Raw genomic sequence first — 25,832 nt, forward strand, 5'->3', positions numbered from 1 at the left:
GCAGCGGCGTGTAGAACGACGCCCGCATCCCCATGGCCGGCACGACCAGCAGGACGGGCGCCGCCGGGTCGTCGGCGACGTGCACGGTCAGCTCGAGCGGCGCCGGTGTGGGCAGCGCCAGGGTCGTGACGGTCACGCCCGTGATGATCCCCGGCGGCCCGGCCGGATCAGGCCGGGGCCCCGGCGACGGCGCGCAGGCCACCGTCGAACACGGCCATCGCCTCGTCGACCAGCTCGGTGAGCTCGGGCCCGCGCGGATCGGGGCCGTGGTCGCCGAGCCAGTGCTGCACCGCCACCCGCAGCCCGGTGACGGCCGCGGCCGCGGCGAGCGTCGGGAACAGGTCCCGGGCCGGGTCGGTCCCGGTCCGGGTGACGACGGCGGCGGCGAGCGCCTGCTCCTGCGCCGCGAACGCCGCCATGTGGTGCGCCACGACGGTCGGGTACTCGCGCAGCGCCCGCATCTGCCGGACCCGGCCGAGATAGCCGGGATCGGTGACGACGGCGCGCAGCGCGTGCCGGAGCGCCACGACGACCGGCTCGTCGTCGGGCCGGGTGGTGAACGCGGCCACCAGGGTGTCGGCGGTCGCCGCGTTCCCCGCGACGATCGCCTCTCCTTCGAGGTGAAGTAGTTGAAGAAGGTGCGCGGGGCGACGTCGGCGGCGTCGGCGATCTGCTCGACGGTCACCTGGTCGAGACCGTTTCGCTGCACAGCTGCAACGCCGCGGCGGCCAGCGCCGCCCGGGTCGCGGCCTTCTTCCGTTCCCGGCGCCCGGGCGGCGCCTGCTGCTCAGACACGGTCGGCCCGCGCGTTCTCCCGTGCCGGCCGGTCGATCACCGAGACGACCTCGGGCCGGACCGGCCCTGCCGAGGGGGCCAGGTCGACGTCGAACCGCAGGCCGGTCGCGGGGACGGTCAGCCGGTGCGCGGCGGGCCGGCCGTCCCACCGGTAGACCGTGGAGACGGTGCCGGTCGCGACGCAGACGCGGTACCGGCCGTCGTCGTCGGCGCGGGTGCGGCCGACCTCGGTCCCGTTGCGGTCGAGGACGGTGAGGACCGCCCCGGTGCGGGGACCCCGTCGGCGCGGACGACGCCGTGCAGCACCGGGCCGGGCGCCGCGCCGTGCGTGTCGTCGCGGCGGACCGCCGGTGCCGCGGCTGTGCCTCGGCCGGGGTCTCCGGCTCCAGGTCGATGGTGTCGCGCAGCGGCTGCTCGCGCAGGAACAGGATCGCGATCAGCGCGAGCAGACCCAGCGGCGCGGCGACCAGGAAGAATCTCCGCGATCGCGTGGCCGTAGGAGTCCATGACGATCGAGCGGACCGGCTCGGGCAGCTCCGCGATGTTCGGGACCTGACCGCCTGCGTGGCCCCGCCGCCGTCGACACCGGCTGCGGCGAGCCCCGACGACGTCCGCGTCGCGACCACCGAGGCGAGCAGCGCGCCGAGACCGGCGACGCCCGCCGAGCCACCGAGGGACCGGAAGAAGGTCACCGTCGAGCTGGCGGCGCCCATGTTCCGCAGCGCCACGGTGTTCTGCACGGCAGCACGAGGTTCTGCTGTGTCATGCCGACGCCGAGGCCGACCAGCAGCATGGCGAGCCCGACCTGCCAGTAGGGCACGGTCGAGGAGATGACCGTGGCGCCGAGGGTGAGGCCGGCGGTGAGGAACACGCCGCCCATCACGAGGTAACGCTTCCAGCCCCGTAGCGGCTGATCAGCTGTCCGCGACGTTCGAGGCCAGGAACATGCCGACGATCATCGGCAGGGTCAGCACACCGGCCTCGGTCGCCGTGGCGCCCCGGGCGAGCTGGAAGTACTGCGACAGGAAGATCGTCGACCCGAACATCGCGACGCCGACGAAGAGGCTGGCGACGGTGGCGAGCACGAACGTCCGGTCCCGGAACAGGAACGGCGGGACGACCGGGTCCTTGGCGCGGCGCTCGACGAGGACCGCCAGCGCCAGCAGCACCACACCGCCGCCGACCAGGCCGAACGACAGCGGCGACGACCACTCGAACTGCTTGCCGCCGAGCGAGGTCCACAGCAGCATCGCGGAGACGCCCGCCGCGATGAGCAGGGCGCCGACGTAGTCGATCGAGACGTCGTCGCGGCGCTCGGTCGGGACGTTCAGCGTGCGCTGCAGCACGACCAGCGAGATCGCGGCCAGCGGGACGCCCACGAAGAAGCACCAGCGCCAGCCGAGCGGGGAGTCGACGATGACGCCGCCGAGCAGCGGGCCGCCGACCACCGCGAGCGACATGATCGCCGACAGGTAGCCCATGTACCGGCCGCGCTCGCGCGGGGTGATGATCGCCGCGATGACGACCTGGGTCAGCGCCTGCAGCCCGCCCATGCCCAGGCCCTGGAGCACCCGGAAGCCGATGAGCTGCGAGGTCTCGGTGGCCAGGCCGCACAGCAGCGAGCCGATCAGGAAGATCCCGATCGCGGCCTGGACGAGCAGCTTCTTGGAGTAGAGGTCGGCGAGCTTGCCCCAGATCGGGGTGGACGCCGTCATCGCGAGGAGCGAGGCCGAGACGACCCAGGTGTACTCGGCCTGGGTACCACCCAGGTCGCCGAGGATCCGCGGCAGCGCGTTGGACACGATCGTGCTGGAGAGCACGCCACGAACAGGGCCATGAGCAGACCGCTGAGCGGGAGCAGCACGGCGCGGCGGTGGGCGGCGGCCTCCTCCGGAGAGCGAGTAGTTGACGTCACGCAACTATCGTACGCGGCGAACGTGCACGATGCGCAAGTTTGCCGAGAGTGCGACGGCGCACATCACGCACACATCGGTCGCGCGCCCCGCCCGTGCGGGGTCAGCGGCCGTCCGGGAGGTCGACGGTCACCGTGGTCCCGCTGCCCGGGGCGCTGCGGACGGTGACCTCCCCACCGGCGTCGCGGGCGGCGTCGCGCACGAGCAGCAGGCCGATGTGCCCCGGCTCGGGGCCACGGCCCGGGTCGAACCCGGTGCCGTCGTCGGTGACGGTGAGCCGGGCCCGGCCACCCCCGACCGCGAGGTCCACCCCCACGGCCGACGCCGCGGCGTGCGCGCGGACGTTGCGCAGCAGCTCGCCGGCGATCCGGTGCAGCAGGACCGCGGTGGCGTCCGGGAGGCCCGCCGCGCCGGGGACGGCGACGCTCGCGCGCGGCTCCCCGCCGGCGGCCAGCCGGTGCAGCGCGTCCGGGAGACCCGCCGCGTCGACGTCGGCGGGGAGCAGGTCGTCGAGAACCGAGCGGATCCGGAGCACGCCGTCGCCGACGGTCTCCCGTGCCCGGCTCACCAGCTCCGGCCGGGCCGGGGCGAGATCCAGCATCAGCCCGGCCGAGGCCAGGCGGGGAGGACGTCGTCGTGCAGGCGGCGGGCCAGGTCGCGGCGTGCGAGCTCCCCGGCGGCGAGCCCGTAGCGGGCCGCGTCCCGGCGTTCGATCCGTTCTCGCTCCCGGCGCCGCGCCAGCGCGACCGACAGCGGCAGCACCGCGAGTGCGACGGCCAGCAGCCCGCCCACCACGGGTGGCACCAGCAGGCCCACGGCGCGAGCCGTCGAGCCCTCGACGTCGACCGGGACGTAGACCTCCACCCGGGCCGGCCGACCCGCCGCGTCGGTGAACCCCAGGAACACCTCGCGCAGCCCGCCGCCCTGTTCGAAGCGGTGCTCGGGGTCGTCGGGCACCGCAAGGACGACGGCAGCGCCACCGTCGAGCCGGGCGGCCAGGTCGGGATCGAACCGCCGGGTGAACCCCTCCAGCCGCGGCTCGTCGGAGAACACCACCGCGCCGACGGGCCCACCAGCCAGATCTTCACCCGGCTCACCATGCCGACCGTCCGGAACGGGGCGAGGTCCGCCAGCAGCCGGTCCCGCGCCGCCGGGCCGGCGGCGGCCAGGTCGCGGTCCGCCAGCGGCACGACGACGGCCGCGGCGACCCGGCGTGAGACCTGCTCCGCCCGTCGCTCCGCCTCGTCGTGGGCCAGCCACCAGACCCCGGCGGTGACGAGCGCGCACACCAGGGCCGCCGCCGCGACGGTGCCCAGGACGTGCCCGAGCAACGCCCGCCGGACCGGGTGCGGGCCGGTGCGGCTCATCGGCCGCCGGCCAGGGGCTCGCCCTCCGGGTCGAGCGCGACCAGGCCGAGACGCTCGGCCGTGACGACCGCCTCCAGCTGCGAGCGGGCGTCGAGCTTGCCGAGCAGCGCCCGGACGTGGTCGCGCACGGTGTGCACGGACAGTGCGAGCTCGTGGGCGATGCGGGTCGCGTCGCGGCCGCGGGCCAGCGACCCGAGGACGTCACGCTCGCGCGGGTCAGGTGCGGGAGCTCGAGGACGGCCGTGCCGTGCACGGTCCCGCCGGCCGCGACGGTGCGGATCGCGGCGACGATGCCGGCCAGTGGCGTCTCCTTGCCCAGGAAGCCCGCGGCCCCCGCCGCGCGCGCCCGGCGGGCGGGCTCGGGGCGCGGGTGCGCGGTGAGGACGAGTGTCCGGGCACCCCGCGTGCGCGGCCGGGAGCAGGCTGAGACCGCCACCGGGGAGGCGGACGTCGAGCACGACGACGTCGCAGCCGTCGAGCAGGGCGCGCGCCGCGTCGACCGTGTGCGCCACACCGGCGACGCCGATCCCGGGTTCGGCCCCCAGGCCGAGGACGAGCAGGTCGGTGAAGGACCGGTGGTCGTCGACCAGCAGCACCCGCAGCACGGCCACGCACCCCCTCAATTCTCGGGAGATCCCCCCGCCGTCGACCGAGGTTAGCCTGCCCGCCCGGAACGGGAGTGATCGGACACCCGACGCGTTCCGGACACCCCGTCATGAGAATCCGGAGGACTCCGACGTGATCCGATCCCGAAGCGCGGCCTGGCGGCGGCGCGCTGCTCGCCGTCTCGCTGCTGGTCACCGCGTGCGGTGGCGGCGCCCCCGCTCCGGCCGAGCCGGCGGCGAGCCCGGCCGCCGAGGGGCCACGCACCCTGACCCTCTACTCCGGACGGGACGAGGAGCTGGTCGCCCCGCTGATCCAGCAGTTCCAGCAGCAGAGCGGGATCACCGTCGACACCCGCTACGGCTCCACCACCGAGCTGGCCGCGCAGATCCAGGAGGAGGGCGACGGCACCCCGGCGCAGGTCTACCTGTCGCAGGACGCGGGCGCGCTCGGCGTCCTCGCCGGGGCCGGGCGGTTCGCGCCGCTGCCCGCCGACGTCGCCGGTGCCGTGCCCGCCGGGTTCACCTCCACCGACGGGACGTGGGTCGGGCTGACCGGCCGGGCCCGCGTCGTCGCCTACGACAGCCAGGACGTCCCCGAGGCGGAGGCGCCGGGTGACGTGCGGGAGCTGACCGACCCGAAGTGGCGTGGGCGGGTCGGGTACGCACCGACCAACGCGTCGTTCCAGGCGTTCGTCACGGCCATGCGGGTCACCGACGGCGAGGAGGCCACCCGGCAGTGGCTGACCGCGCTGGCGGGCGAACGAGCCGCAGGTCTTCGAGCGCAACGGTGCCGTGCTGGAGGCGGTGGAGGCGGGCACCGTCGACGCCGGGCTGATCAACCACTACTACTGGACCAGCGCGGAGACCCCGATGCAGCGCGCGAAGCTCCGGTTCGGGGATCCGGGCACCGCGAGCGCGCTGGTCAACGTCACCGGTGCCGGCATCCTCACCGGGGCGGCGCAGTCGGCGGAGGCGCAGGAGCTCGTCCGGTTCCTGGTGTCCGAGCCCGCGCAGCGGTACTTCGCCGAGGAGACCACCGAGTACCCGCTGGTCGCCGGTGTGCCGGGACCCCAGGGCGTGCCGGCGCTCGCCGAGCTCGCGGGTCCCGAGCTCGACCTGTCCGATCTCGCCTCGCTGGACGAGACCACCCGGATGATGACCGAGGCCGGGCTGCTCTGAGCACACCCGTCACCGTCCGCCCGGCCGGGACCCCGGAGCACACCGCTCCGGGCGTCCCGGCCGCGCGGCGCTCCCGCACCCGCGGACGCTGTCGGCCGCCGGGGCGTCCGTCGCCGCACTCGCCGCGCTGCCGCTCGTCTGGCTGGTGGTCCGCGTCGGGAGGCCGCACCCGAGCGGGTCCGGTCGCTGCTCGTCCGCGAGCGCACCCTCCAGCTCGCGGTGAACTCCGGTGTCCTCGTGCTCGGCGTGTCCGCCGGCTGCCTCGTCCTCGGCCTCGGGACGGCGGCGCTGCTGGTCCGCCTCCGGCTGCCCTGGCCGCGGCTGTGGTGGGTGCTCGCCGCGTTGCCGCTGGCCGTGCCGTCCTACCTGCTCGCGTTCGCCGTGCTCGCCGTGCGGCCGGCGGCGAGCGGGCTGGTTCCGCTCACCCTGGTGCTGGTGGCCGCCTGCACCCCGTACGTGACGCTGCCCGCGGCCGCCGCGCTGCGGGCCGCCGACACCGGCCCCGAGGACGTCGCACGCACCCTCGGCCGGGGCCCGGTCGCCGCGTTCTGCGCGGTGACGCTGCCGCAGGCGCTGCCTGCGGCACTCGCCGGGACACTGCTCGCCGCGCTGTACACGCTGTCGGACTTCGGGGCGCCCGCACTGCTGCGCTACGAGTCCTTCACCTGGGCGGTCCGCGCCGCCTACGAGGGCGCGATCGACCGCACCGGCGCCGCGGTCACCGCCCTGGTGCTGGCGGTGCTGACGCTGCTGCTGGTCGTCGCGGAGCGCGCGGCCCGGCGCCGGTTCACCCGGGCCCCCGCGACGACGGCGACCCATCGGGTGCCCCCGCACCGGCCCGGTGCCACCGTGCGGGCGCTCTGCGTGGCCGGGCTCGGCACGGTCGCCGCACTCACCCTGCTCGTGCCACCCGCGGTGCTGGTGGGACGGATCGTGGCGGCCGGTGGTGTCGGTGTCGACCTGCCCCGGCTGCTGACGGCGGCGGGCTGGACGCTGCTGCTGTCCGGCGCCGCTGCGGTGCTCGCGGTGCTCCTGGCCCTGCCGGTCGGGGTGCTGGCCGCGCGCCACCGCTCGCGCGTCGTGGCCGCCGTCGAGTCGGTGGCCTACCTGGGGCAGGGGCTGCCGGGCGTCGTCGTCGGGCTGTCGCTGGTGTTCCTGTCGCTGGCCGTCGTGCCCGGGCTCTACCAGACGGCGCCGGTGCTGGTGTTCGGCTACGCCCTGCTGTTCCTGCCGAAGGCGCTGGGGGCGGTGCGGTCGTCGGTGGAGCGGGTGCCGGTGGAGGTCGAGGAGGTGGCCCGCACGCTGGGGCGCAGCGCGTCCGGCACGTGGTGGACGGTCACGGCGCGCCAGGCGTGGCCGGGGATCGCCGCGGGCGGGCTGCTGGTGACGGTGACGGCGATGAAGGAGCTGCCCGCGACGCTGATGCTGCGCCCGACCGGGGTGGACACGCTGGCGACCGAGCTGTGGGCGCAGACCGCCCGCGGTGCCTACGGGGCGGCCGCCCCCGCGGCGCTGGCCCTGCTGCTGCTGGCGTGCGTGCCCGCGGCACTGCTGGTCCGGGGGGACCGGGCATGACAGCGGGGACGACGCTGTCGGTGCGGGGGATCGTCGCGGGGCACGGCGGCACGCCCGTCCTGCACGGGGTCGACCTCGACGCCGGTCCCGGCGAGCTGGTGTCGGTGCTCGGGGCGAGCGGCAGCGGGAAGACCACCCTGCTGCGGGTGGTCGCGGGCCTGCACCGGCCGGACGCCGGGACCGTCGGCCTCCTCGGGACCGACGTCACGGGCACGCCCGCCGAGCGGCGCCGGGTCGGCCTCGTCCCGCAGGACGGCGCCCTGTTCGCCCACCTCGACGTGGCCGGCAACGTCGGGTTCGGGCTGCGGGCCGGTGGCCCCGGGCGATGGCGGCAGGTGGCCGCGGTGCGTGCGGTGCGGCGCCGCCGGGTCGGTGACCTGCTGGAACTGGTCGGACTGGCGGACAAGGGGGCCCGGATGCCGCACGAGCTCTCCGGCGGGGAGCGGCGGCGCGTCGCGCTGGCCCGCGCGCTCGCACCGGAGCCGGCGGTCGTCCTGCTCGACGAACCGTTCTCCGCGCTCGACGCCGGCCTCCGCGACCAGGTCAGGGCCGACGCCGTCGCGGCGCTGCGTGCGGCGGGGAGCACCGCCGTCCTGATCACCCACGACCACCGCGAGGCGCTCTCGGTGAGCGACCGGGTCGCCGTCCTCGACGGCGGCGTGCTGGTCCAGACCGCGAGCCCCCGCGAGCTCTACACCGCCCCGGTGACCGCGCGGGTCGCCGGGTTCGTCGGCGAGGCGTCCCTGCTCCCGGCCCACCGCACCGGCGGCGTGGCGACGACGGTCCTGGGTCGCGCGCCGATCCGTCCCGGAACGGCGCCGGGCCCGGACGGCGCGGTCGTCGTGGTGCTCCGCCCGGAGCAGGTGCTCATCGACGGGCCGTCCGCGCCGGGGACACCGGCCGTGGTGGAGCGCACCGAGTTCGGCGGGGAGGCACTGCTGGTCTCGGCACGTCCGGACGGACCGGCAGGACCGCCGGTGCGGGTACGGACGGTCCCGGGGGAGCGGTGGGCACCCGGCGACCGGTGCCGGCTGCGGATCGACGGCGCGGTGCACGCCGTCCCGCCGGCGGCGACCGAGGGGTGACCCCGGGTGCCGCCCGGAGCGGTCAGGCCGTGGCGTCCTCGGTCCGGTTCGCCGCGAGCCGCGCGAGCCGCTTCTCGGTCGGCCACCGGACGTCGTGCGCCCAGCCGAGCCGCTCGAACAGCCGGATCGTCCCGGCGGAGATGTCGATCTCGCCGCGGCCTGCGCCGTGCCGCGCCGACGTCGGGTCCGCGTGGTGCATGTTGTGCCACGACTCGCCCATGCTCGGGATGGCGAGCAGCCAGACGTTGGTCGACCTGTCCCGGGCCCGGTAGGGGCGCTCGCCGATCATGTGGCAGATCGAGTTCGTCGACCAGGCCACGTGGTGCGAGACCGCGACGCGCACCAGCCCGGCCCAGAAGAACGCGGTGAACGCGCCCCACCAGGACCAGGTCACCAGGCCGCCGACCACACCCGGGCCGAACACGGACAGGATCGTGAGCAGGGTGAAGCCGCGGTGCACGCGGTCGATGTCGGGGTCGGCCAGCAGGTCCGGGGTGAACCGGCGCTGGTCGGTCAGCGAGCGGTCGAAGATCCACCCCATGTGGGCGTGCCAGAACCCGCGGACCAGCGCGGAAGGGGAGGTGCCGTACCGCCACGGCGAGTGCGGGTCGCCCTCGGCGTCGGCGTAGGCGTGGTGCCTGCGGTGGTCGGCGACCCAGTGCCGGACCGGTCCCTGCACCGAGAGGCTGCCGGCGACCGCAAGCGCGATCCGCAGCGCCCGGGTCGCCTTGAACGAGCCGTGCGTGAAGTAGCGGTGGAAACCGACCGTCACGCCGAGCATCGACACGACGTACATGCCGATCGCGAGCCCGGCGTCCAGCCAGGTCAGGCCCCATCCCCAGGCGAGCGGGACGGCGGCGACGAGCGCGATCGCCGGGACGATCGCGAAGGCGTAGACGAACAGGTGGGGGACGGGATGGCGGAGACGGTCGGAGAGGTCGCGCGGGGCGACGGGCCGGGGGGCGGTCACGACGTCCGATCATTCCGGGCCGCACCACCTCGGACAGTGGGGAGAACCCCCGTCCCCGGGACGTCGCGACGAGGGTGTCACCCGGCCGGATCCCTGCGTGCGTCCGTGCGGTGCACAGGGTTCACTCACCCCTACGACGACGGAAGGAGCCACCCGTGGCCGACCTGATCAGCCACCCCGCCCCCGGCGACCGGCGTGCCCGGCTGCGCGCCCTGCTCGACGAGGGCGGGCCCGTGCTCGCCCCGGGCGCCTACGACGCGCTGTCCGCCCGGCTCGTCGAGCAGGCGGGTTTCGACGCGGTCTACATGACCGGCTTCGGGACGACGGCGGGCCTGCTCGGCCGTCCGGACGTCGGGCTGCTGGGCGGGGCCGAGATGGCCGCGCACGCGGCCCGGCTGGCCGACGCCGTCGACCTGCCGCTGATCGCCGACGCCGACACCGGCTACGGCAACGCGATCAACGTCATCCGGACGGTCCGTGACTACGAGCGGGCCGGGGTGGCCGCACTGCACCTCGAGGACCAGGTGATGCCGAAGCGGTGCGGGCACCTCGCCGGCAAGCAGGTGGTCCCGGCCGGGGAGATGGCGGCCAAGATCCGGGCCGCGGCCGACGCCCGCACCGATCCGGACCTGCTGATCATCGCCCGGACCGACGCCGCCGCCGTCGACGGACTCGACGCGGCGATCGACCGGGCGCGCCGGTTCGCCGACGCCGGTGCCGACCTGCTGTTCGTGGAGGCGCCGACGTCGGAGGCCGACATCGAGACGGTCGCCACAGCGCTGCAGGGGCACAGGCTGGTGTTCAACTGGGCCGAGGGCGGACGGACCCCGCCGCTCTCCCGCGACCGGCTCGCCGAGCTCGGTTTCGCCCTGGTGCTGTTCCCCGTCGGCACGCTGCTGGCGGCGACCGCGGGCATGACCGAGCTGCTCGCACGCCTGAAGGCGGACGGGACCCCGGCCGGGATGCTCGACCGGCTCGGCGGGCTGGACGCGTTCGCCGAGCTCGCCGGCATCGGCGAGATCCGCGATCTGGAGCAGACCTACCGGGCCGGCGACGGGGGCTGACCCGTACCCCGGCAGGCGGGAGTCCGAACACGGACCGTTCCGGAAATCGGGACCGGCTGCGTCCCGGCGGGTGGCGCCGGACGCCACGAGTGGCACCGGGGGTGTGTCATCACCCACACTCGGACGGTCCGGCACGCCGGTCCGCCGACCTTCCCGAGGCGGCCCTGCGGCAGGACGTGTCCAGTCCCGGCCCTGGCGGTGAACCCATGCCTCAGAACACTCCCCGACTACGAATATGCGAGCGGTGCTGGTCGACCGTGGCGGAAGGATCCGTGTGCCGGATCTTCCGCCACGCCGACCCCGCCGCACCCACCGAGATGCCGACCTTCAGCTACCGGCACCTCGACGGTGACCCCGAGTGCACCGGCGCCCAGCAGCTCGACCTCGGGACGGGGGAGGTCGCGTGAACGGGCCCGCCCGCCGGCGCCGGCTGCCGCTGCCGGCGCCGGCGCCGGTCCCGCCGCCCCCGCTCCCGCCGCCGGCCCCGCCGCACGTCGAGCACCTGCGCGAGAACCTGCGACGTGTCCTGGCCGGCCTGCAGTGGCCCGCCTGTCGCTGGCAGGTCATCGCCGAGGCCGAGGCCTGGGGGGTCAGCGGAGTGCTGCGCAACCAGCTCGCACCGCTTCCCGACGGGCGCTACCCGTCGCTCGAGTCGATCCTCGAGATGCTGGCCGCGGTGGCGCGCGGCCGTCTCCGGACCGGGCCCCCGCCCGTGCCGGGTGCCGAGCACCGGCACCGCGGCGACCACGGCGTCGCGCACGTCGTCGCGCACCGGCGGATCGCACCGCGCCCGCCCGTCGTGCCGCGCTCCGGCCGCACGCCCGCCTGACCCCTGTCCGGCCGACTGCCGCGCGGTGCGTCCCGGCCCCGTGCGCGGTCTGCGGCCTCTCACGACGGTGGCCGGGGCCGGCGGTCCCGAGCGCGCCGACCCCGACCGGGGTACCACCCGCCCGCTCCCCAGCGGCAGGTGGCGGGTCCGTCGTCGGCCGGTGCGACCGACCCGACGAGAGTGCGCCCCGTGCTCCGGTGCTCGTCAGGGCCGAAAGTCCTCCCGGCACCGGTTCCGAAGACCGGTGATGTGTATCACACTCGTTCCGGTGGGTCGCGGCCGGCCCGTCGCGCGGACGACCGGACCGGACCGGTCGTCCGCCCGCGGGTGTGGACGCCCCGGCGCCGGGTAGGTCCCCCCGGCGGGCCGTCCGTGCCCGCGACGACGGCGAGGGAGGACGACGTGCAGGTGGATCCGGGGATCGGGCTGGCGGTCGAGACGGCGGCACCCGGGGTGCGGCTGGTCCGGGTCAGCGGACGGCTGGACGGCCCGGGTGTCGCCGCGCTCGGGCGTCTCCTCGACGCCCAGCGCGCTTGCGGCCGGGTCCCGGCGCACCTGGTGGTGGACGTGACCGGGGTGACCGAGTTCGACGGCACCGCGGTCGAGACGCTCGGCTCGCTCGTCGGCCGCACCCGCGGCGGGGCCGTGCACACCCACCTCGCCGGGTGCGGCGGCCGGGCCGAGCTGCTCCCGCTCCCGGCCCGCAGGGTCCTGCTGCGGTGCAGCGCGTACCCGTCCGCGGAGGTCGCGGTCCGCGAGCTCGCGGGGTCCCGCGACCCCGGCGGGACCGCCGGCGTCCCCGCGCCGCGGGGCGCGGACACGCCCCGGGTCGACGGGCCGGGCTCCGGCGCCCCGGCTGCCCGGGACCGGGTGGTGGCGACGGGCGGGTGACCCGCTCGCCCCCTACGCGAGGCGGGCGATCGTGGCGCCGACCCGGCGCAGCAGCCGGGCGGCGTCGGTCATCGCCTCCGACCGGTCGGAGGCGAGGTCGACGAGGGCGTGCGCGGCACGGAACCCGGCCGCGCGCACGGCCGCCGGATCGAGCGCGACCTCCCCGGCGACGGCGACGGCGACGACCGGGACCCCGGCCGCCCGTGCCGCGGCGGCGACACCGGCCGGTGCCTTGCCGTGCAGGGTCTGGCCGTCGAGCCGGCCTTCGCCGGTGACGACGAGCCCGGCGCCGCCGAGCGCGTCGTGGAAGCCGGTCAGGTCCAGCACGGTGCCGAGGCCGGGTCGCAGCGTGGCGCCGCACAGCGCGGTCAGACCGAGCCCGGCCCCGCCCGCGGCGCCCGCGCCGGTGCCGCCCGCGAGTGCCGCCGGGTCGCGGCCTGCCGCGAGCGCTGCTGGGTCGCGGCCTGCCGCGAGTGCTGCTGGGTCGCAGCCTGCCGCTCCGGCGACGACGCGCGCCCACCGGGAGAGCGCCGCGTCGAGCGCGGTGACCTGCGCCGGGTCCGCGCCCTTCTGCGGGCCGTAGACCGCGGCGGCGCCGTCCGGCCCGAGCAGCGGGTTGTCGACGTCCGCGGCGAGGACGATCCGGGTGCCGCGCAGCCGCGGGTGCAGCCCGGTGAGGTCGATCCGGTCGGCCCGCGCGAGCGCGGCGCCGCCCGGCGGGAGGTCCCGGCCGTCGCCGTCCAGGACGCGCGCACCGAGCCCCCGCAGGATCCCGGCGCCACCGTCGGTCGTCGCGCTGCCGCCGAGCCCGACGACCAGCTCCGTCGCCCCCGCACCGAGGGCGTGCGCGAGCACCGTGCCGAGCCCCTCGGTCCCCGCCCCGAGCGGGTCCGGGACGCCGCCGGGCAGCACCGCGAGCCCCGAGGTGGCGGCCAGCTCGACGAGCGCCACCGCACCGCGACGCGCGTAGGTCGCGGTGAGCGGGGCCCCGGTGGGGCCGGTCGAGGCCACCGTGACCGGTGTCCAGCCCGCGGCCAGCGCCGCGGCCACGGTGCCCTCGCCGCCGTCGGCGACCGGGCAGCGCCGGACCTCCCGGTCCGGCGCCACCCCGGCGATGCCGTCGGCGAGCGCGGCGGCGACCCCGGCCGCGTCGAGCGAGCCCTTGAACTTGTCCGGTGCCAGCAGGATCGCGCTCACCGGCGGTGGCCGACGGCGGTCGGTGCGTCCTCCGGCGTGTGCGCGAGGTCCTCGAACTCGGTCACCGCGTCGATCTCGGCGGCGCCCATCGCGATGTTCGTGACCCGCTCCAGGACGACCTCGACGACCACCGGCACCTTGTGCTCGCGGGCCAGCTGCGACGCCCGGTGCAGGGTGGGCTCCAGCAGCTCCGGGTCGGCGACCCGGAGCGCGACGCAGCCGAGCCCCTCGGCGACCCGGACGTGGTCGACGCCGTAGCCCTTCGGCAGCGCGCTCTCGGGATCGGCGTTGATGTTGTCGAAGCCGAGCTGCACCTCGAAGTCCATGTCGAACGCCCGCTGCGCCTGCCGGATCAGCCCCAGGTAGGAGTTGTTGACCACGACGTGGACGTAGGGGACGCCGAACTGGGCGCCGACCGCCAGCTCCTCGAGCATGAACTGGAAGTCGTAGTCGCCGGACAGCGCGACCACCGGCGTCGACGGGTCGGCGACGGCGGCACCGATCGCGGCCGGGATCGTCCAGCCCAGCGGGCCGGCCTGGCCGCAGTTGACCCAGTGCCGCGGGCGGTAGACGTGCAGGAACTGGGCGGCGGCGATCTGCGAGAGCCCGATCGTCGTGACGTAGCGGGTCTCCGGGCCGAACACCCGGTTCATCTCCTCGTACACCCGCTGCGGCTTGATCGGGATCTCGGTGAAGTGGGTGCGCCGCAGCAGGGTCGCCCGCCGCTCCCGGCACTGTGCCGCCCACTCCGAGCGGTCGGGCAGCGTGCCCGCGTCGCGCCGGCGGCGGGCCTCGTCGAGCAGCACCCGCAGCGCGGCGCCGGCGTCGGAGACGACGCCGTAGTCGGGGGCGAACACCCGTCCGATCTGGGTCGGCTCGATGTCGACGTGCACGAACCGGCGCCCGCGCCGGTAGGTGTCGAGCCCGCCGGTGTGCCGGTTCGCCCACCGGTTGCCGATGCCGAGCACGACGTCGGACTCCAGGAAGGTGGCGTTGCCGTAGCGGTGCGCGGTCTGCAGCCCGACCATGCCGGCCGCCAACGGGTGGTCGTCGGGGATCGTGCCCCAGCCCATCAGCGTCGGCACCACCGGCACGCCGAGCACCTCGGCCAGCTCGACGAGCTCGGCGCTCGCGTCGGCGTTGACGATCCCGCCGCCCGCGACGATCACCGGCCGCTCCCCGGAGCAGAGCAGGTCCAGCATCCTCGACGCCTGCGCCGGGGTGGCAGCGGGCCGGTGCACCGGCAGCGGCGTGTAGGTGTCCGGGTCGAACTCGATCTCGGTCTGCTGCACGTCGACCGGCAGGTCGATCAGGACCGGGCCGGGCCGCCCGGACCGCATCAGGTGGAACGCCTGCGCGAACGCGCCCGGCACCTGCGCGGCCTCCAGCACCGTCATCGCCATCTTCGTGACCGGGGCGGCGATGGCCGTGATGTCGACGGCCTGGAAGTCCTCCTTGTGCAGCCGCGCGACCGGCGCCTGCCCGGTGATCGCCAGGATCGGGATCGAGTCGGCGGCCGCCGAGTACAGGCCGGTGATCATGTCGGTGCCCGCGGGGCCGGAGGTCCCGATGCAGACGCCGATGTTCCCCGGGCCCGACCGCGTGTAGCCCTCGGCCATGTGCGCGGCGCCCTCGACGTGCCGGGCCAGCACGTGGCCGATGCCGCCCGCGCGGTCGCCGAGCTCGGCGCGGCGGCGGCGCATCGCCGCGTAGAACGGGTTGATCGCCGCCCCCGGGACGCCGAAGGCCTGCGTCGCACCCTCGATCTCCAGGATCCGCACGGCCGCGTCGACGGCCCGCATGCGCGTCACTTCTCCGCCCCGTTCAGGCGCGCGACCGTGCGGAACAGGGCCGAGTGGTCGAGGTCGCCGTCGCCCGCCGCGCGGGTCGCGGCGACGAGCTGGGCGACCAGCGCCGCCACCGGCGTGACGACCCCGGCGCTGCGCGACGCCTCGGACACGATGCCCATGTCCTTGTGGTGCAGGTCGATCCGGAAACCAGGACCGAAGTCGCGGTCCAGCATCTTCGGTGCCTTCTGGTTCAGCACCGCCGATCCGGCGAGCCCGCCGCCGAGCACCTCGACCGCGGCCGGGAGGTCGGCGCCGTGCGCCTCCAGGAACACCAGCGCCTCCGCGAGCAGCGCGATGTTGCCCGCGACGATCAGCTGGTTCGCGGCCTTCACGGTCTGCCCGGCGCCGCTCGGCCCGACGTGCACGACGGTCTTCCCGACGACGTCGAGCAGGGGCCGCGCGTCGGCGACGTCGGCCTCCGCGCCGCCGACCATGATCGAGAGAGCAGCGTTCTCGGCGCCGGCCTGCCCGCCGGACACCGGCGCGTCGATCATCCGCAGCCCCCGGTCCGACGCCTGCGCGGCCAGGTCGCGGGCGACGTCCGGCCGGATCGTCGAGAAGTCCACGATCAGCGTGCCGGGCTTCGCGGCGTCGAACACCCCGTCGGTGAGGACGGAGGTGACGTCCGGCGAGTCCGGCAGCATCAGCGCGACGACGTCGGCACCGTCGACGGCCTCCGCGACCGACGCCGCCGCCCGCCCGCCTGCCTCGACCAGCGCGCGGGTCTTCTCCGGGCTGCGGTTGAACCCGACGACGTCGTGCCCGGCCGCGGCCAGGTGGCGGGCCATCGGACCGCCCATGATCCCGAGTCCGACGAACGCAACGGTCCTGCTCATGCGCGTGCTCCTTCCGGGCGGGCGAGCCAGGCGAACGGCTCGGAAGTGGTGGGCTTGTACTCCAGCGAGATCCGGCCGCGGTAGCCGGCGGCGTGCACCCGGTCGACGAGGCCGGCGATCGGCAGATCGCCGGTGCCGGGCTCGCCGCGTCCCGGGGCGTCGGCGATCTGGACGTGGCCGATCCGGCCGGCGTACCGGTCGATCGCGGCCGCGGGGTCGTCGCCGTTCACGGCCAGGTGGTAGACGTCGAGCAGCAGCCGGACGTCGTCGGACCCGACCCGGTCGAGTACCGCGACGGCGTCGGCCGCGGTCCGCACCGGGTAGGCGTCGACCCCGCTGACCGGCTCGAGCAGCGCGACCGCGCCGATCCGGGCGGCCGCGCGCCCGGCGAGGGCGAGGTGCTCGGCGGCGAGCTCGTCCTGCGCCTCCGGGGCGACGCCGGGGATCCGGTTGCCGTAGAGGGCGTTGAAGCCGGTGGTCCCGAGCCGGGACCCGATCCCGACCGCGACCTCGACGTTGTCGGCGAACGCGGTCGCGCGGTCCGGGTCGGACAGGATCCCGCGCTCGCCGGCGGGCATGTCACCGGCGGCGAAGTTGAGCCCGGTGAGGACGACACCGGCGTCGGACACCGCGGTCACGAACGCGTCGACCTCGTGGTCGGACGGGACGGGCCGGTCGAACGGCCACCAGAACTCGACGGCGTCGAACCCGGCCGCCGCGGCGGCCGTGGGCCGTTCGAGCAGCGGGACGTCGCCGAAGACGATGGAACAGTTGACGGTCAGGGGGAGGGGCGTGGACGGGAACGTGGACACAGTGCCTCCTCGTCGAGGGCGTCAGGCGGGGTCGGGCAGGCCCTTGTAGGCCCGCCACCCGCCGTGCGCGGTGATGTCGGTGAGCTCGTCGGCCTGCCGCTCCAGCACGCCGGGCCGCAGGCCGACGGCGAGGACGTCGCGGCCGTCGTCGAGCTCGACGACGGTCAGCTCCAGCTCCGGCGGCTCGTCCGGAAGGAAGTCGGTGCGGATCGCCGAGAGCGGGACGTCGTAGATCTCCCCGGCCAGCGGGACCCCGCCGGACGGGTCCTCGAGCAGTGCCGGGAACCCGTCGCGCACGGAGTACATCCGGTAGTGCGGCGCGGTGCGCACGGCCCCGAGGAAGGGGTGCGCGGACACGTTGTGGTGCAGCCGTCCGCCGCGCATCGCGTCGCCGGAACAGAAGAGAGCGGTCACCGAAGCCTCCGAGCAGATTTCACAATGCGGAAAGTTGTTTCCGTAGTGCGGTGAGAATCGCAACACGGCCGGTCAAGGCTGTCAAGCGCCGCCGGTCGGCGGCGACCCCTTGACGGCGTCGTGACCGCCGCCATAGCGTGATTCCGCCAGACAAGAGAACGGTTCCGTATCGCGGAACCGGCGGAGAGGTGGCCCGATGACGCGCCCCGGTACGACCGGCACCTCCGCCGAGCAGGACGCCGTCCCCGGTGATCTCAGCTCGCGGCTGTACAACCACGACCTCGCCCCGACCCGCGTCGAGGGCCGGTCGTGGAAGGCCTACAACATCTTCACGCTCTGGGCCGTCGACGTGCACAGCCTGGGCAACTACGGCTTCGCGCTCGGCCTGTTCGCGCTCGGTCTCGGCGCCTGGCAGATCATGGTGTCGCTGGGCATCGGGGCGCTGCTGCTGTTCGTCCTGCTGACGGTCGCCGGGTACATGGGCTGGCGGACCGGGCTGCCGTTCCCGGTGATGAGCCGGATCTCGTTCGGCGTCCGGGGCGCGCAGCTGCCGGCGATGGTCCGGGGCGTGGTCGCGATCGCCTGGTTCGGCATCCAGACCTACCTCGCCACCCAGGTGCTCACCGTGATGGTGCTGGCCGTCGCGCCCGGCGCCGGGGCGCTGGAGCAGGTCTCGTTCCTCGGCCTGTCCGCGCTCGGCTGGATCTGCTTCCTGGCGCTGTGGGTGATCCAGGTGGGGATCCTGCTGTACGGCATGGACGGCATCCGCCGCTACGAGGCGTTCGCCGGGCCGGTCGTGCTGGTCACCCTGGCCGCGCTGGCCGGCTGGATGCTCTGGCAGACCGGCGGCGACATCGCCTGGTCGGTGCCGGAGCCGCTCACCGGGGGCACCATGTGGGTGCAGATCCTCGCCGGTGCGGCTCTGTGGACGGCGATCTACGGGACGTTCGTCCTCAACTTCTGCGACTTCACCCGCAACTCCACCAGTACGTCGGCGATCCGCCGGGGCAGCTTCTGGGGGATCCTGCCGAACACGCTGTTCTTCGGGTTCGTGGTCGTCGTGCTGGCCGGTGGCCAGTTCCGGATCGACGGGCAGGTGATCTCCAGCCCGAGCGACGTCGTCGACACGATCCCGAACACGCCGCTGCTGCTGCTCGCCTCGGCCGCGCTGCTGGTCCTGACGGTCGCGGTGAACCTGATGGCCAACTTCGTCGCGCCCTGCTACGCGCTGTCCAACCTGATGCCGACGGTCCTGGACTTCCGCCGGGCCGGGATCGTCAGCGCCGTGCTCGGCCTGGTGATCCTGCCGTGGAACCTCTACGACAATCCGGTCGTGATCGTCTACTTCCTCGGCGTGCTGGGCGCGCTGCTCGGGCCGCTGTTCGGGATCGTGATGGCCGACTACTGGCTGGTGCGGCGCGGCCGGGTCGACGTGCCCGCGCTCTACTCGGAGGACCCGGACGGCGCCTACCACTACCGGAGCGGGGTCAACCTGCGCGCGGTCGCGGTCTTCGTCCCCTCGGCGGCCCTGGCCGTCGTGGCCGGGTTCGTCCCCGCGATGGAGGCCGTCGCACCGTTCTCCTGGTTCCTCGGTGCCGCGGTCGCCGCGATCGGAACGGTCCTGGTCGCCCCGCGCGGCGCGGACTACCGTGCCGTGTCCGGCGAGCACATCGCGGTGCGGTCCTCCGAGCACTGACCACACTGACCCCTGCCCTCCCGAGCCGCAACGGAAGGACTGCGCGACATGCGGATCCTCGTCGTCAACGTCAACACCACCGAGTCGGTCACCGAGGCGATCGCGGCGTCGGCGCGTGCTGTCGCGGCGCCCGGGACGGAGATCGTCGGGCTGACGCCGCGGTTCGGCGCCGAGTCCGTCGAGGGCAATCTGGAGAGCTACCTCGCCGCCGTCGGTGTCGCCGACGCCGTCGCCCGCTACCGGGAGCCGTTCGACGCGGTGATCCAGGCCGGCTACGGCGAGCACGGCCGCGAGGGTCTGCAGGAGATGCTCGACGTACCCGTCGTCGACATCACCGAGGCGGCTGCCGCCACCGCGATGTACCTGGGGCACCGCTACTCGGTGGTGACCACCCTGGACCGCACGGTCCCGCTCATCTCCGACCGCCTGCTGCTGGCCGGGCTGGACCGGCGGTGCGCGTCGGTCCGCGCGTCCGGGCTGGCGGTGCTCGAGCTGGAGGAGGACCCGGCCCGGGCGGTCGCGGCGATCGTCGCGCAGGCCCGCCGGGCGGTCGCCGAGGACGGCGCCGAGGTGATCTGCCTCGGGTGCGGCGGGATGGCCGGCCTGGAGGAGAAGGTCCGTGCCGAGACCGGCGTGCCGGTCGTCGACGGTGTCCCCGCCGCCGTCACCGTGGCGGAGTCGCTGGTCCGGCTCGGTCTGTCCACCTCGAAGTCCCGCACCTACGCGGCCCCGCGCACCAAGAAGATCACCGGATTCCCCCTGGAGGCATCGTGACGAGCTACGACCTGGTGGTCCGCGGGCGGCGGATCATGACGACGGCCGGGGAGCAGCCCCGGGAGGTCGGCGTCACCGGGGGGCGGATCGTCGCGATCGAGCCGCTGGGCAACGGCCTCGACGGCACCCGGGTGATCGAGCTCGCCGACGACGAGGTGCTGCTGCCCGGGCTCGTCGACACCCACGTGCACGTCAACGAGCCCGGCCGCACCGAGTGGGAGGGCTTCGCCTCGGCGACCCGGGCCGCCGCGGCCGGCGGGGTCACCACGATCGTCGACATGCCGCTGAACTCCATCCCGCCGACGGTCGACGTGGCGGCGCTGGAGGTGAAGCGCAAGGTCGCCGCCGACCAGGCGTTCGTCGACGTCGGGTTCTGGGGCGGCGCGGTGCCGGGCAACGCCGGTGACCTGCGCGGCCTGCACGACGAGGGCGTCTTCGGCTTCAAGTGCTTCCTGCTGCACTCCGGCGTCGACGAGTTCCCGCCGCTCGACGCGGACGAGATGGAGCGGGACATGGCCGAGCTGGCCACGTTCGACGCCGTCATGATCGTCCACGCCGAGGACTCGCGGGCGATCGAGAAGGCGCCCACCCCGCACGGTTCGGCGTACGCGTCGTTCCTGGCATCGCGGCCCCGTGGCGCGGAGAACCTCGCCATCGCCGAGGTGATCGAGCGGGCGCGGTGGACCGGGGCGCGGGCGCACGTGCTGCACGTGTCGTCGTCGGACGCGCTGCCGATGCTCGCGACCGCGCGCCGCGACGGCGTCCGGATCACCGCGGAGACCTGCCCGCACTACCTGACGCTGTTCGCCGAGGAGATCGCCGACGGCGCCACCACGCACAAGTGCTGCCCGCCGATCCGGGAGGCGTCGAACCGGGAGCTGCTCTGGGAGGGGCTGCTGGAGGGGACGATCGACTGCATCGTCTCCGACCACTCGCCCTCCACGGCGGAGCTGAAGCTGCTCGACTCCGGGGACTTCGGGCTGGCCTGGGGCGGGGTGTCGTCGTTGCAGCTGGGGCTGTCCCTGGTGTGGAGCGAGGCCCGGCGGCGCGGCATCGGGCTGGAGCAGGTCGTGCGGTGGATGGCGGCCAAGCCCGCCGAGCTGGTCGGGCTCACCTCCAAGGGGAAGGTCGCACTGGGCTACGACGCCGACCTCACCGTCTTCGCCCCGGACGCCGCGTTCGTCGTCGACCCGGCCCGGCTGCACCACAAGAACAAGGTCAGCGCCTACGCCGGCCGGTCGCTCGCCGGCGTGGTCCGCCGGACGATCCTGGCCGGTCACGACGTGGACACCGGAGCGGGCGCGGTGCCCCGGGGCCGGTTGCTGCGCCGCGGGTCGGTGGAGCAGGTCGTGGAGCGGGCCGTCGAGGTCCACGCCCCGGCGCCGGACGAGGGCTAGACTTCCGTCATGCGGAAGAACGTGTCCGACGACGACGTGGCGGCCGAGGTGGCCGGTGGCGTCCCCGCGCGCTCCGGGACCGTCCAGGCCGTCGAACGGGCCGTCGACCTGCTCGAGGCGATGGCCGACGCCGGCGGCACCGTGAGCCTGTCCCACCTCGCCGCCAGCTCCGGGCTGCCGCTGCCCACGATCCACCGGCTCGTCCGGACCCTGGCCGGGCGCGGCTACGTCCGGCAGCAGTCGTCGCGGGAGTACGCGCTCGGCCCCCGCCTCGTGCGGCTCGGGGACACCGCGGGCCGGCTGGTCGGCGTCTGGGCCCAGCCGCGGCTGGCGAGCCTGGTCGACGAGCTGGGGGAGAGCGCCAACCTGGCGATGCTGGAGGGCAACCAGGTCGTCTACGTGGCCCAGGAGCCCGGCCGGCACTCGATGCGGATGTTCACCGAGGTCGGGCGCCGCGTGTCGCCGCACTGCACCGCCGTCGGGAAGGCGCTGCTCGCCCGCATGCCGGCCGACCGGGCGCGGGAGATCCTGCGGCACACCGACTTCGTCCGGCACACCGACAACACCGTCACCGACATCGACCAGTTCGGCGCCGAGCTGGAGAAGGTCCGTGCGACCGGGTACGCGATCGACGAGGGCGAGCAGGAGCTCGGGGTGCGGTGCGTCGCCGTCGCGTTGGACGGGCCGTTGCCGGCCGCCGTCTCCATCTCGGGGCCGACGACCCGGATGACCGACACCCTGGTCGACTCCGCCGTCCCGAGGCTGAAGGCGGCCGCCGACGCGCTGGTCGCCGAGCTCGCCCGGCAGGACGCCGCCGGCGCCTGACTTGACCGTGCCGTAACGGCATCGTGTCGACTGCTCCCACCGACGACGAGCGACGGGAGCAGGAGCGATGACCAGGATGGACGAGCACGCGGGCGGCCGGGCACCGGGGACGAGCTGGCCGCGGCGCAGCGAGCGGGACGCCGCGCGGAGCACGACGGAGCCGATCCCGGTGGTCCCCGCGGCGGGTGCCGCCGCCCCGGCTCCGCCGGCCCCGCGGAAGCGTTTCCGGTGGCGCAGCAAGGACTACTCGCCGGAGGAGCTGGCCGAGGCGAAGCAGGCGTGGCGGGACGCCGTGCCGTGGGACCACCCGATGTCGCGGGGGGACAAGTTCCTGGTGTTCGCGACCTTCGGTGTCGTGCTGCTGATGATGGCGTCGATGCCGGTGCGGCCGTTCCTCCTGGCGTCGCACCCGATCGCCCTCAGCGCGGTCACCGGCAGCCTGTCGGCGATCGGTGCCGGTGCCGCGTTCGCCCGGATCGGTGAGGGCGCACTCTGGCTGGTGGTCGCCGCCGGCGTGTTCGGGATGATCAAGTTCGACTGGCTGTTCTGGCTGGCCGGCCGCCGGTGGGGCGAGAAGATCATCGAGCTGTGGGCGCCGGGCGACGTCGCGAAGCGGTTCGTGGCGCGGGTCCGGTCCTGGCCCGCGTGGGCGATGCCGCTGGTCGTGATGGCAGCGGCGCTGCCGGGGATCCCGGCACCCGCCGTGTTCGCGGTCGCCGGGCTGAGCGGCATGGGGCTGGTCCGGTTCCTGGTCTTCGACGCGATCGGCGCCGCGATGATCACCGGCCTGGTGGCGGGCCTGGGCTACGGGGTCGGACAGCACGCGGTCGACGTGGTCCTGATGATCGACGACTACGCCCTGTGGATCACCCTGGGACTGGTGGCCGTGGTGTCGGTGCGCGCGGGCTACCGCGGCTACAAGGAGGACCGGGAGAAGAAGGCCGCCCGCGCCGCGGGCACCCCGGCCGCTCCCGCCGCTCCGGGGACGGACTGACCGTGCCCGCCGGTCACCGCGTGCCCCCGACGACGGCTGCGAGCCGGCCCAGCTGGTCCGGGTCGTCCAGCGCCGACCCGACGGCGACCATCGACGCCCCGGCCGCGAGGTAGTCCGGCGCGCACCGGGCGTCCATCCCGCCGGTGGCGACGAACGAGACCTCGGGGAACGGCCCGCGGGCCATCCCCGTGAACCAGCGCAGGCCCAGCGCGTCGGCCGGGAACGCCTTCACCCACGTGCAGCCGAGCGCCACCGCGGCCTGGATCTCCGAGGCGGTGGCGACCCCGGGCAGGTGCGCGATGCCCCGCTCGGCACAGCCCGTCACGATCCGGGCGTCCAGGCCCGGGGCGACGCAGAACGGCACACCGAGCTGCTCGCACACGTCGACCTGCTCGGGGCGGGTGACGGTGCCCGCCCCCACCGGCAGGCCCCGCTCACGCCCCTCCGCCAGCACCGCCTCCAGCACGGGGACGGCGTCCGCCGACCCGATCGGGACCTCGACCAGCTCGATGCCGAGGTCCCAGGCGGTGCGGGACAGGCGCAGGGTCTCGGCGAGCGGCAGGTTCCGCAGGATCGCCATCACCCGGTGGCCGGCGAACAGCTCCTCGGCAGGGTTCACAGCAGCGCCTCCAGCTCGTGCAGCCCGGATCCGCGGCGGGCCGCCCAGTCGTCCGTGGTGCCCTCGGCGAGCCGGCGGATGCGGTCCGCCTCCGGCAGCGGGGGCAGGTCGCCGATGTGCCGCAACGCGAGCGCCGCCATGAGGTGCCCGAGCCGGGCCCGGCGGGCGGCGTCGTACCCGGCCAGGAGCCCGCCGAGGTACCCCGCCGCGAACGCGTCCCCGGCACCGACCGGCTCGATCACGTCGACCTGCAGGGCCGGGACGAAGACCTCCCCGGTCCCGGTGAACACGGTCGCGCCCCGGTCGTCGTCCTTCACGACGACCTCGGGGACGCCCGGCAGCAGCGCGCGGACCGCTGCGGCGTCGGGGGTGTCCCACAGCCGCTCCGCCTCGTCCCGGCCGACGATCACGACGTCGGACGCGCGGGCCAGCTCCAGCAGCCGGGGCGCGGCCGAGGCCGCGGACCAGAGCCCCGGACGGTGGTTGACGTCGAAGCTGACCAGCGGGCCTGCGCCCGTCCGCCCCCGCACGATCCGCTCGAGGAGCGCGTCGCAGGACGCGGACAGGGCCGGGGTGATGCCGCTGAGATGGCACAGCCTGCGGTCGGGCAGCCGCAGTGCGGGCAGGTCGTCGGTGGACAGCGCCGAGGCGGCCGACCCGCGCCGGTAGTAGTAGACCGGGCTGCCGGGCACGGCGACGTCCTTGACGTAGAGCCCGGTGGGCAGCGCCGGGTCCGCCGGCGCCCGGTCCACCTGCACGCCGCGCTCCCGGAGCAGGTCGAGCACCCGCGTCCCGAACGGGTCCGCACCGATCCGGCCGAACCACTCGACGTCGGCGCCGAGGTGGGCCATGCCGACGGCGACGTTGGCCTCGGCACCGGCGACCCGCACGTCCAGGTCGGGGGCGCTCGTCAACGGCCGGCCGCTGGACGTGGCCAGCTGGATCATCGTCTCGCCCACGCACAGCGTGGACGCGACCGGTGCGGCGTGCTCAGAGCTCAACCCGCACTCCCGTCTCCGGGGCGAACCAGCCGGCCCCGGTGGTGTCGAGGTGGACGTGGCACGGCGCGCCCGGGTCCAGCCGGACGTCGCCGGGCATCCGGGCCAGCAGCGGCTCCTCGGGCGCGGTGTCCCCGTCCAGCCGGAACCCGACGATCGTCTCGGCCCCCAGGTGCTCGACCGTGGTGACCCGCGCCGCGAGCCCGTCACCGGTGGCCCCCTCGGCGGGGTCCACCCGGATCCGCTCGGCCCGTACGCCCATCCGGATCGTCGTGCGGCCCTGCGCGGTGAGCGCGGCGGCCGCCCCGGTGGTGCCGGGGACGGCGACACCGCCCACCCGGAGCCGGCCGTCGTCCACCTCGGCGTCGACCAGGTTCATCGGCGGCGACCCGATGAACCGGGCCACGAACTCGTTGGCGGGGCGCTCGTAGATCTCGCGGGGCTCGCCGTACTGCTGGACGACGCCGTCGTTCAGCACGACGATCCGCGTGCCCATGGTCATCGCCTCGACCTGGTCGTGCGTGACGTAGACGAAGGTCTTGCCGACCCGCGCGTGCAGGGCGGAGATCTCGGCCCGCATCTGGGTGCGGAGCTTCGCGTCCAGGTTGCTCAGCGGCTCGTCGAGCAGGTACACGTCCGGCTCGCGGACCAGCGAGCGGGCCAGCGCGACCCGTTGCCGCTGCCCGCCGGACAACGCCTTGGGCCTGCGGTCGAGGTAGCCGGTCAGCTCCAGGGTCGCCGCGACCTCCTCGATGCGGGCGCTGACCTCGGGGCTACGCAGGATCGCGCGCCGGGCCAGCCCGCCGAGCACGGGGACGTGGTGCCACCAGCGGGCCCGGTCCATGACGAGCGGGAACCCGATGTTGGCGCGCACCGTCATGTGCGGGTAGAGCGCGTAGCTCTGGAAGACGAAGGCGATGTTGCGCTGGCGCGGGGTCAGGTCGTTGACCACCCGGTCGTCGAACCGGATCTCGCCGGAGCTCAGCTCGGTGATCCCGGCGATCATCCGGAGCATCGTCGACTTCCCGCAGCCGGACGGGCCGAGCAGGACGAGGAAGTCCCGGTCCGGCACCTCGGCGTGGAAGTCCGCGATCACCGGGGTGTCCCCGAAGCTCTTCGAGACCTGGTCGAACACGATGGACGGCAT

The 25,832-nt window shown here is 75.1% G+C and carries 27 protein-coding genes and 1 pseudogene; 13 read left to right on the forward strand and 15 right to left on the reverse strand.

The features are described from left to right. Positions 1-167: 167 nt before the first annotated feature. The 6 genes from PP1_RS00005 to PP1_RS00030 all read right to left on the reverse strand — a co-directional run bounded on the left by PP1_RS00005 (position 168) and on the right by PP1_RS00030 (position 4,686). Positions 168-569 (reverse strand): acyl-CoA-like ligand-binding transcription factor, encoded by a 402-nt coding sequence (locus PP1_RS00005; protein ID WP_337819649.1) that lies wholly within the window; start codon positions 567-569, stop codon positions 168-170. Between the two features lie 914 nt (positions 570-1,483). Further along, positions 1,484-1,678, reverse strand: a complete 195-nt coding sequence (locus tag PP1_RS00010; RefSeq protein ID WP_337819650.1) for a hypothetical protein — start codon at positions 1,676-1,678, stop codon at positions 1,484-1,486. 31 nt (positions 1,679-1,709) lie between these two features. Beyond that, the gene (locus tag PP1_RS00015; RefSeq protein WP_337819651.1) at positions 1,710-2,615 is read right to left on the reverse strand and encodes an MFS transporter; all 906 of its coding nucleotides are present in this window, start codon (positions 2,613-2,615) and stop codon (positions 1,710-1,712) included. Positions 2,616-2,811: 196 nt separating this feature from the next. Beyond that, on the reverse strand, positions 2,812-3,309 hold the full coding sequence (locus tag PP1_RS00020) for a sensor histidine kinase (protein ID WP_337819652.1): 498 nt from the start codon (positions 3,307-3,309) through the stop codon (positions 2,812-2,814). Continuing rightward, positions 3,309-3,764, reverse strand: a complete 456-nt coding sequence (locus PP1_RS00025; protein ID WP_337819653.1) for a hypothetical protein — start codon at positions 3,762-3,764, stop codon at positions 3,309-3,311. Before PP1_RS00025 ends, PP1_RS00020 begins: the two co-directional genes overlap by 1 nt. 307 nt (positions 3,765-4,071) lie before the next feature. After that, positions 4,072-4,686: a response regulator transcription factor gene (locus tag PP1_RS00030; protein ID WP_337819654.1), complete on the reverse strand. Its 615-nt coding sequence runs from the start codon at positions 4,684-4,686 to the stop codon at positions 4,072-4,074. Positions 4,687-4,991: 305 nt separating this feature from the next. Between PP1_RS00030 and PP1_RS00035 the strand changes: the two are divergent. The 4 genes and pseudogenes from PP1_RS00035 to PP1_RS00050 all read left to right on the forward strand — a co-directional run. Beyond that, positions 4,992-5,378, forward strand: a pseudogene (locus tag PP1_RS00035) (extracellular solute-binding protein); the annotation flags it as partial. A 94-nt stretch (positions 5,379-5,472) separates the two neighbouring features. Continuing rightward, positions 5,473-5,859 (forward strand): substrate-binding domain-containing protein, encoded by a 387-nt coding sequence (locus PP1_RS00040; protein WP_337819655.1) that lies wholly within the window; start codon positions 5,473-5,475, stop codon positions 5,857-5,859. Positions 5,860-6,078: 219 nt separating this feature from the next. After that, positions 6,079-7,434, forward strand: a complete 1,356-nt coding sequence (locus PP1_RS00045; RefSeq protein WP_337819656.1) for an ABC transporter permease — start codon at positions 6,079-6,081, stop codon at positions 7,432-7,434. Beyond that, positions 7,431-8,519: an ABC transporter ATP-binding protein gene (locus PP1_RS00050; protein ID WP_033198660.1), complete on the forward strand. Its 1,089-nt coding sequence runs from the start codon at positions 7,431-7,433 to the stop codon at positions 8,517-8,519. Before PP1_RS00045 ends, PP1_RS00050 begins: the two co-directional genes overlap by 4 nt. A 22-nt stretch (positions 8,520-8,541) precedes the next feature. On the opposite strand, the gene PP1_RS00055 is transcribed toward PP1_RS00050, so the two are convergent. Beyond that, complete coding sequence (locus tag PP1_RS00055) at positions 8,542-9,489, reverse strand: acyl-CoA desaturase (RefSeq protein WP_010224462.1); 948 nt, start codon at positions 9,487-9,489, stop codon at positions 8,542-8,544. Between the two features lie 155 nt (positions 9,490-9,644). On the opposite strand from PP1_RS00055, the gene PP1_RS00060 reads away from it, so the two are divergent. From PP1_RS00060 to PP1_RS00075, 4 genes are all read left to right on the forward strand, one after another. After that, positions 9,645-10,553, forward strand: coding sequence for an isocitrate lyase/PEP mutase family protein (locus PP1_RS00060; protein WP_010224463.1), 909 nt, complete (start codon positions 9,645-9,647; stop codon positions 10,551-10,553). 257 nt (positions 10,554-10,810) lie between these two features. Beyond that, positions 10,811-10,960 (forward strand): hypothetical protein, encoded by a 150-nt coding sequence (locus PP1_RS00065; protein ID WP_170918900.1) that lies wholly within the window; start codon positions 10,811-10,813, stop codon positions 10,958-10,960. After that, positions 10,957-11,382 (forward strand): DUF2795 domain-containing protein, encoded by a 426-nt coding sequence (locus tag PP1_RS00070; RefSeq protein ID WP_075314339.1) that lies wholly within the window; start codon positions 10,957-10,959, stop codon positions 11,380-11,382. The genes PP1_RS00065 and PP1_RS00070 overlap by 4 nt, the downstream gene beginning before the upstream one ends. 402 nt (positions 11,383-11,784) lie before the next feature. Then, the gene (locus PP1_RS00075) at positions 11,785-12,273 is read left to right on the forward strand and encodes an STAS domain-containing protein (protein ID WP_075314337.1); all 489 of its coding nucleotides are present in this window, start codon (positions 11,785-11,787) and stop codon (positions 12,271-12,273) included. A gap of 12 nt (positions 12,274-12,285) precedes the next feature. Here the strand turns inward: PP1_RS00075 and PP1_RS00080 are convergent, their stop codons facing one another. The 5 genes from PP1_RS00080 to PP1_RS00100 are packed head-to-tail and all read right to left on the reverse strand — an operon-like array spanning position 12,286 to position 17,382. Beyond that, the gene (locus PP1_RS00080) at positions 12,286-13,470 is read right to left on the reverse strand and encodes a glycerate kinase (RefSeq protein ID WP_075314335.1); all 1,185 of its coding nucleotides are present in this window, start codon (positions 13,468-13,470) and stop codon (positions 12,286-12,288) included. Next, complete coding sequence (gene gcl / locus PP1_RS00085; RefSeq protein ID WP_010228195.1) at positions 13,467-15,281, reverse strand: glyoxylate carboligase; 1,815 nt, start codon at positions 15,279-15,281, stop codon at positions 13,467-13,469. Before gcl ends, PP1_RS00080 begins: the two co-directional genes overlap by 4 nt. Continuing rightward, entirely contained in the window at positions 15,278-16,156 is an 879-nt protein-coding gene (locus PP1_RS00090) for a 2-hydroxy-3-oxopropionate reductase (RefSeq protein ID WP_010228197.1), read from the reverse strand. The genes gcl and PP1_RS00090 overlap by 4 nt, the downstream gene beginning before the upstream one ends. Then, positions 16,153-16,968: a hydroxypyruvate isomerase family protein gene (locus PP1_RS00095; protein ID WP_010228199.1), complete on the reverse strand. Its 816-nt coding sequence runs from the start codon at positions 16,966-16,968 to the stop codon at positions 16,153-16,155. The genes PP1_RS00090 and PP1_RS00095 overlap by 4 nt, the downstream gene beginning before the upstream one ends. Positions 16,969-16,989: 21 nt before the next feature. Further along, positions 16,990-17,382: an allophanate hydrolase-related protein gene (locus PP1_RS00100; RefSeq protein ID WP_010228201.1), complete on the reverse strand. Its 393-nt coding sequence runs from the start codon at positions 17,380-17,382 to the stop codon at positions 16,990-16,992. 196 nt (positions 17,383-17,578) lie between these two features. On the opposite strand from PP1_RS00100, the gene PP1_RS00105 reads away from it, so the two are divergent. The 5 genes from PP1_RS00105 to PP1_RS00125 all read left to right on the forward strand — a co-directional run bounded on the left by PP1_RS00105 (position 17,579) and on the right by PP1_RS00125 (position 23,068). Further along, entirely contained in the window at positions 17,579-19,078 is a 1,500-nt protein-coding gene (locus tag PP1_RS00105) for an NCS1 family nucleobase:cation symporter-1 (RefSeq protein WP_010228203.1), read from the forward strand. Between the two features lie 48 nt (positions 19,079-19,126). Beyond that, entirely contained in the window at positions 19,127-19,852 is a 726-nt protein-coding gene (locus tag PP1_RS00110) for an aspartate/glutamate racemase family protein (protein ID WP_010228205.1), read from the forward strand. Further along, the gene (gene allB / locus PP1_RS00115; protein WP_010228207.1) at positions 19,849-21,249 is read left to right on the forward strand and encodes an allantoinase AllB; all 1,401 of its coding nucleotides are present in this window, start codon (positions 19,849-19,851) and stop codon (positions 21,247-21,249) included. The genes PP1_RS00110 and allB overlap by 4 nt, the downstream gene beginning before the upstream one ends. A gap of 9 nt (positions 21,250-21,258) precedes the next feature. Next, positions 21,259-22,074: an IclR family transcriptional regulator gene (locus tag PP1_RS00120; protein WP_010228210.1), complete on the forward strand. Its 816-nt coding sequence runs from the start codon at positions 21,259-21,261 to the stop codon at positions 22,072-22,074. A gap of 67 nt (positions 22,075-22,141) precedes the next feature. Then, positions 22,142-23,068 carry a DedA family protein gene (locus PP1_RS00125; protein ID WP_010228211.1) on the forward strand — a complete coding sequence of 309 codons (927 nt, stop codon included), beginning with the start codon at positions 22,142-22,144 and terminating at the stop codon, positions 23,066-23,068. Between the two features lie 13 nt (positions 23,069-23,081). Here PP1_RS00125 and PP1_RS00130 read toward each other — a convergent pair whose 3' ends face one another. From PP1_RS00130 to PP1_RS00140, 3 genes are read right to left on the reverse strand one after another with little or no spacing between them, the layout of a single operon-like run. After that, entirely contained in the window at positions 23,082-23,687 is a 606-nt protein-coding gene (locus tag PP1_RS00130) for a bifunctional 4-hydroxy-2-oxoglutarate aldolase/2-dehydro-3-deoxy-phosphogluconate aldolase (RefSeq protein WP_010228213.1), read from the reverse strand. Next, on the reverse strand, positions 23,684-24,688 hold the full coding sequence (locus PP1_RS00135; protein ID WP_249266000.1) for a sugar kinase: 1,005 nt from the start codon (positions 24,686-24,688) through the stop codon (positions 23,684-23,686). Before PP1_RS00135 ends, PP1_RS00130 begins: the two co-directional genes overlap by 4 nt. After that, the gene (locus PP1_RS00140) at positions 24,678-25,832 is read right to left on the reverse strand and encodes an ABC transporter ATP-binding protein (protein WP_010228217.1); all 1,155 of its coding nucleotides are present in this window, start codon (positions 25,830-25,832) and stop codon (positions 24,678-24,680) included. Before PP1_RS00140 ends, PP1_RS00135 begins: the two co-directional genes overlap by 11 nt.

Source organism: Pseudonocardia sp. P1 (genome assembly GCF_000178675.2).
Lineage (GTDB): Bacteria > Actinomycetota > Actinomycetes > Mycobacteriales > Pseudonocardiaceae > Pseudonocardia.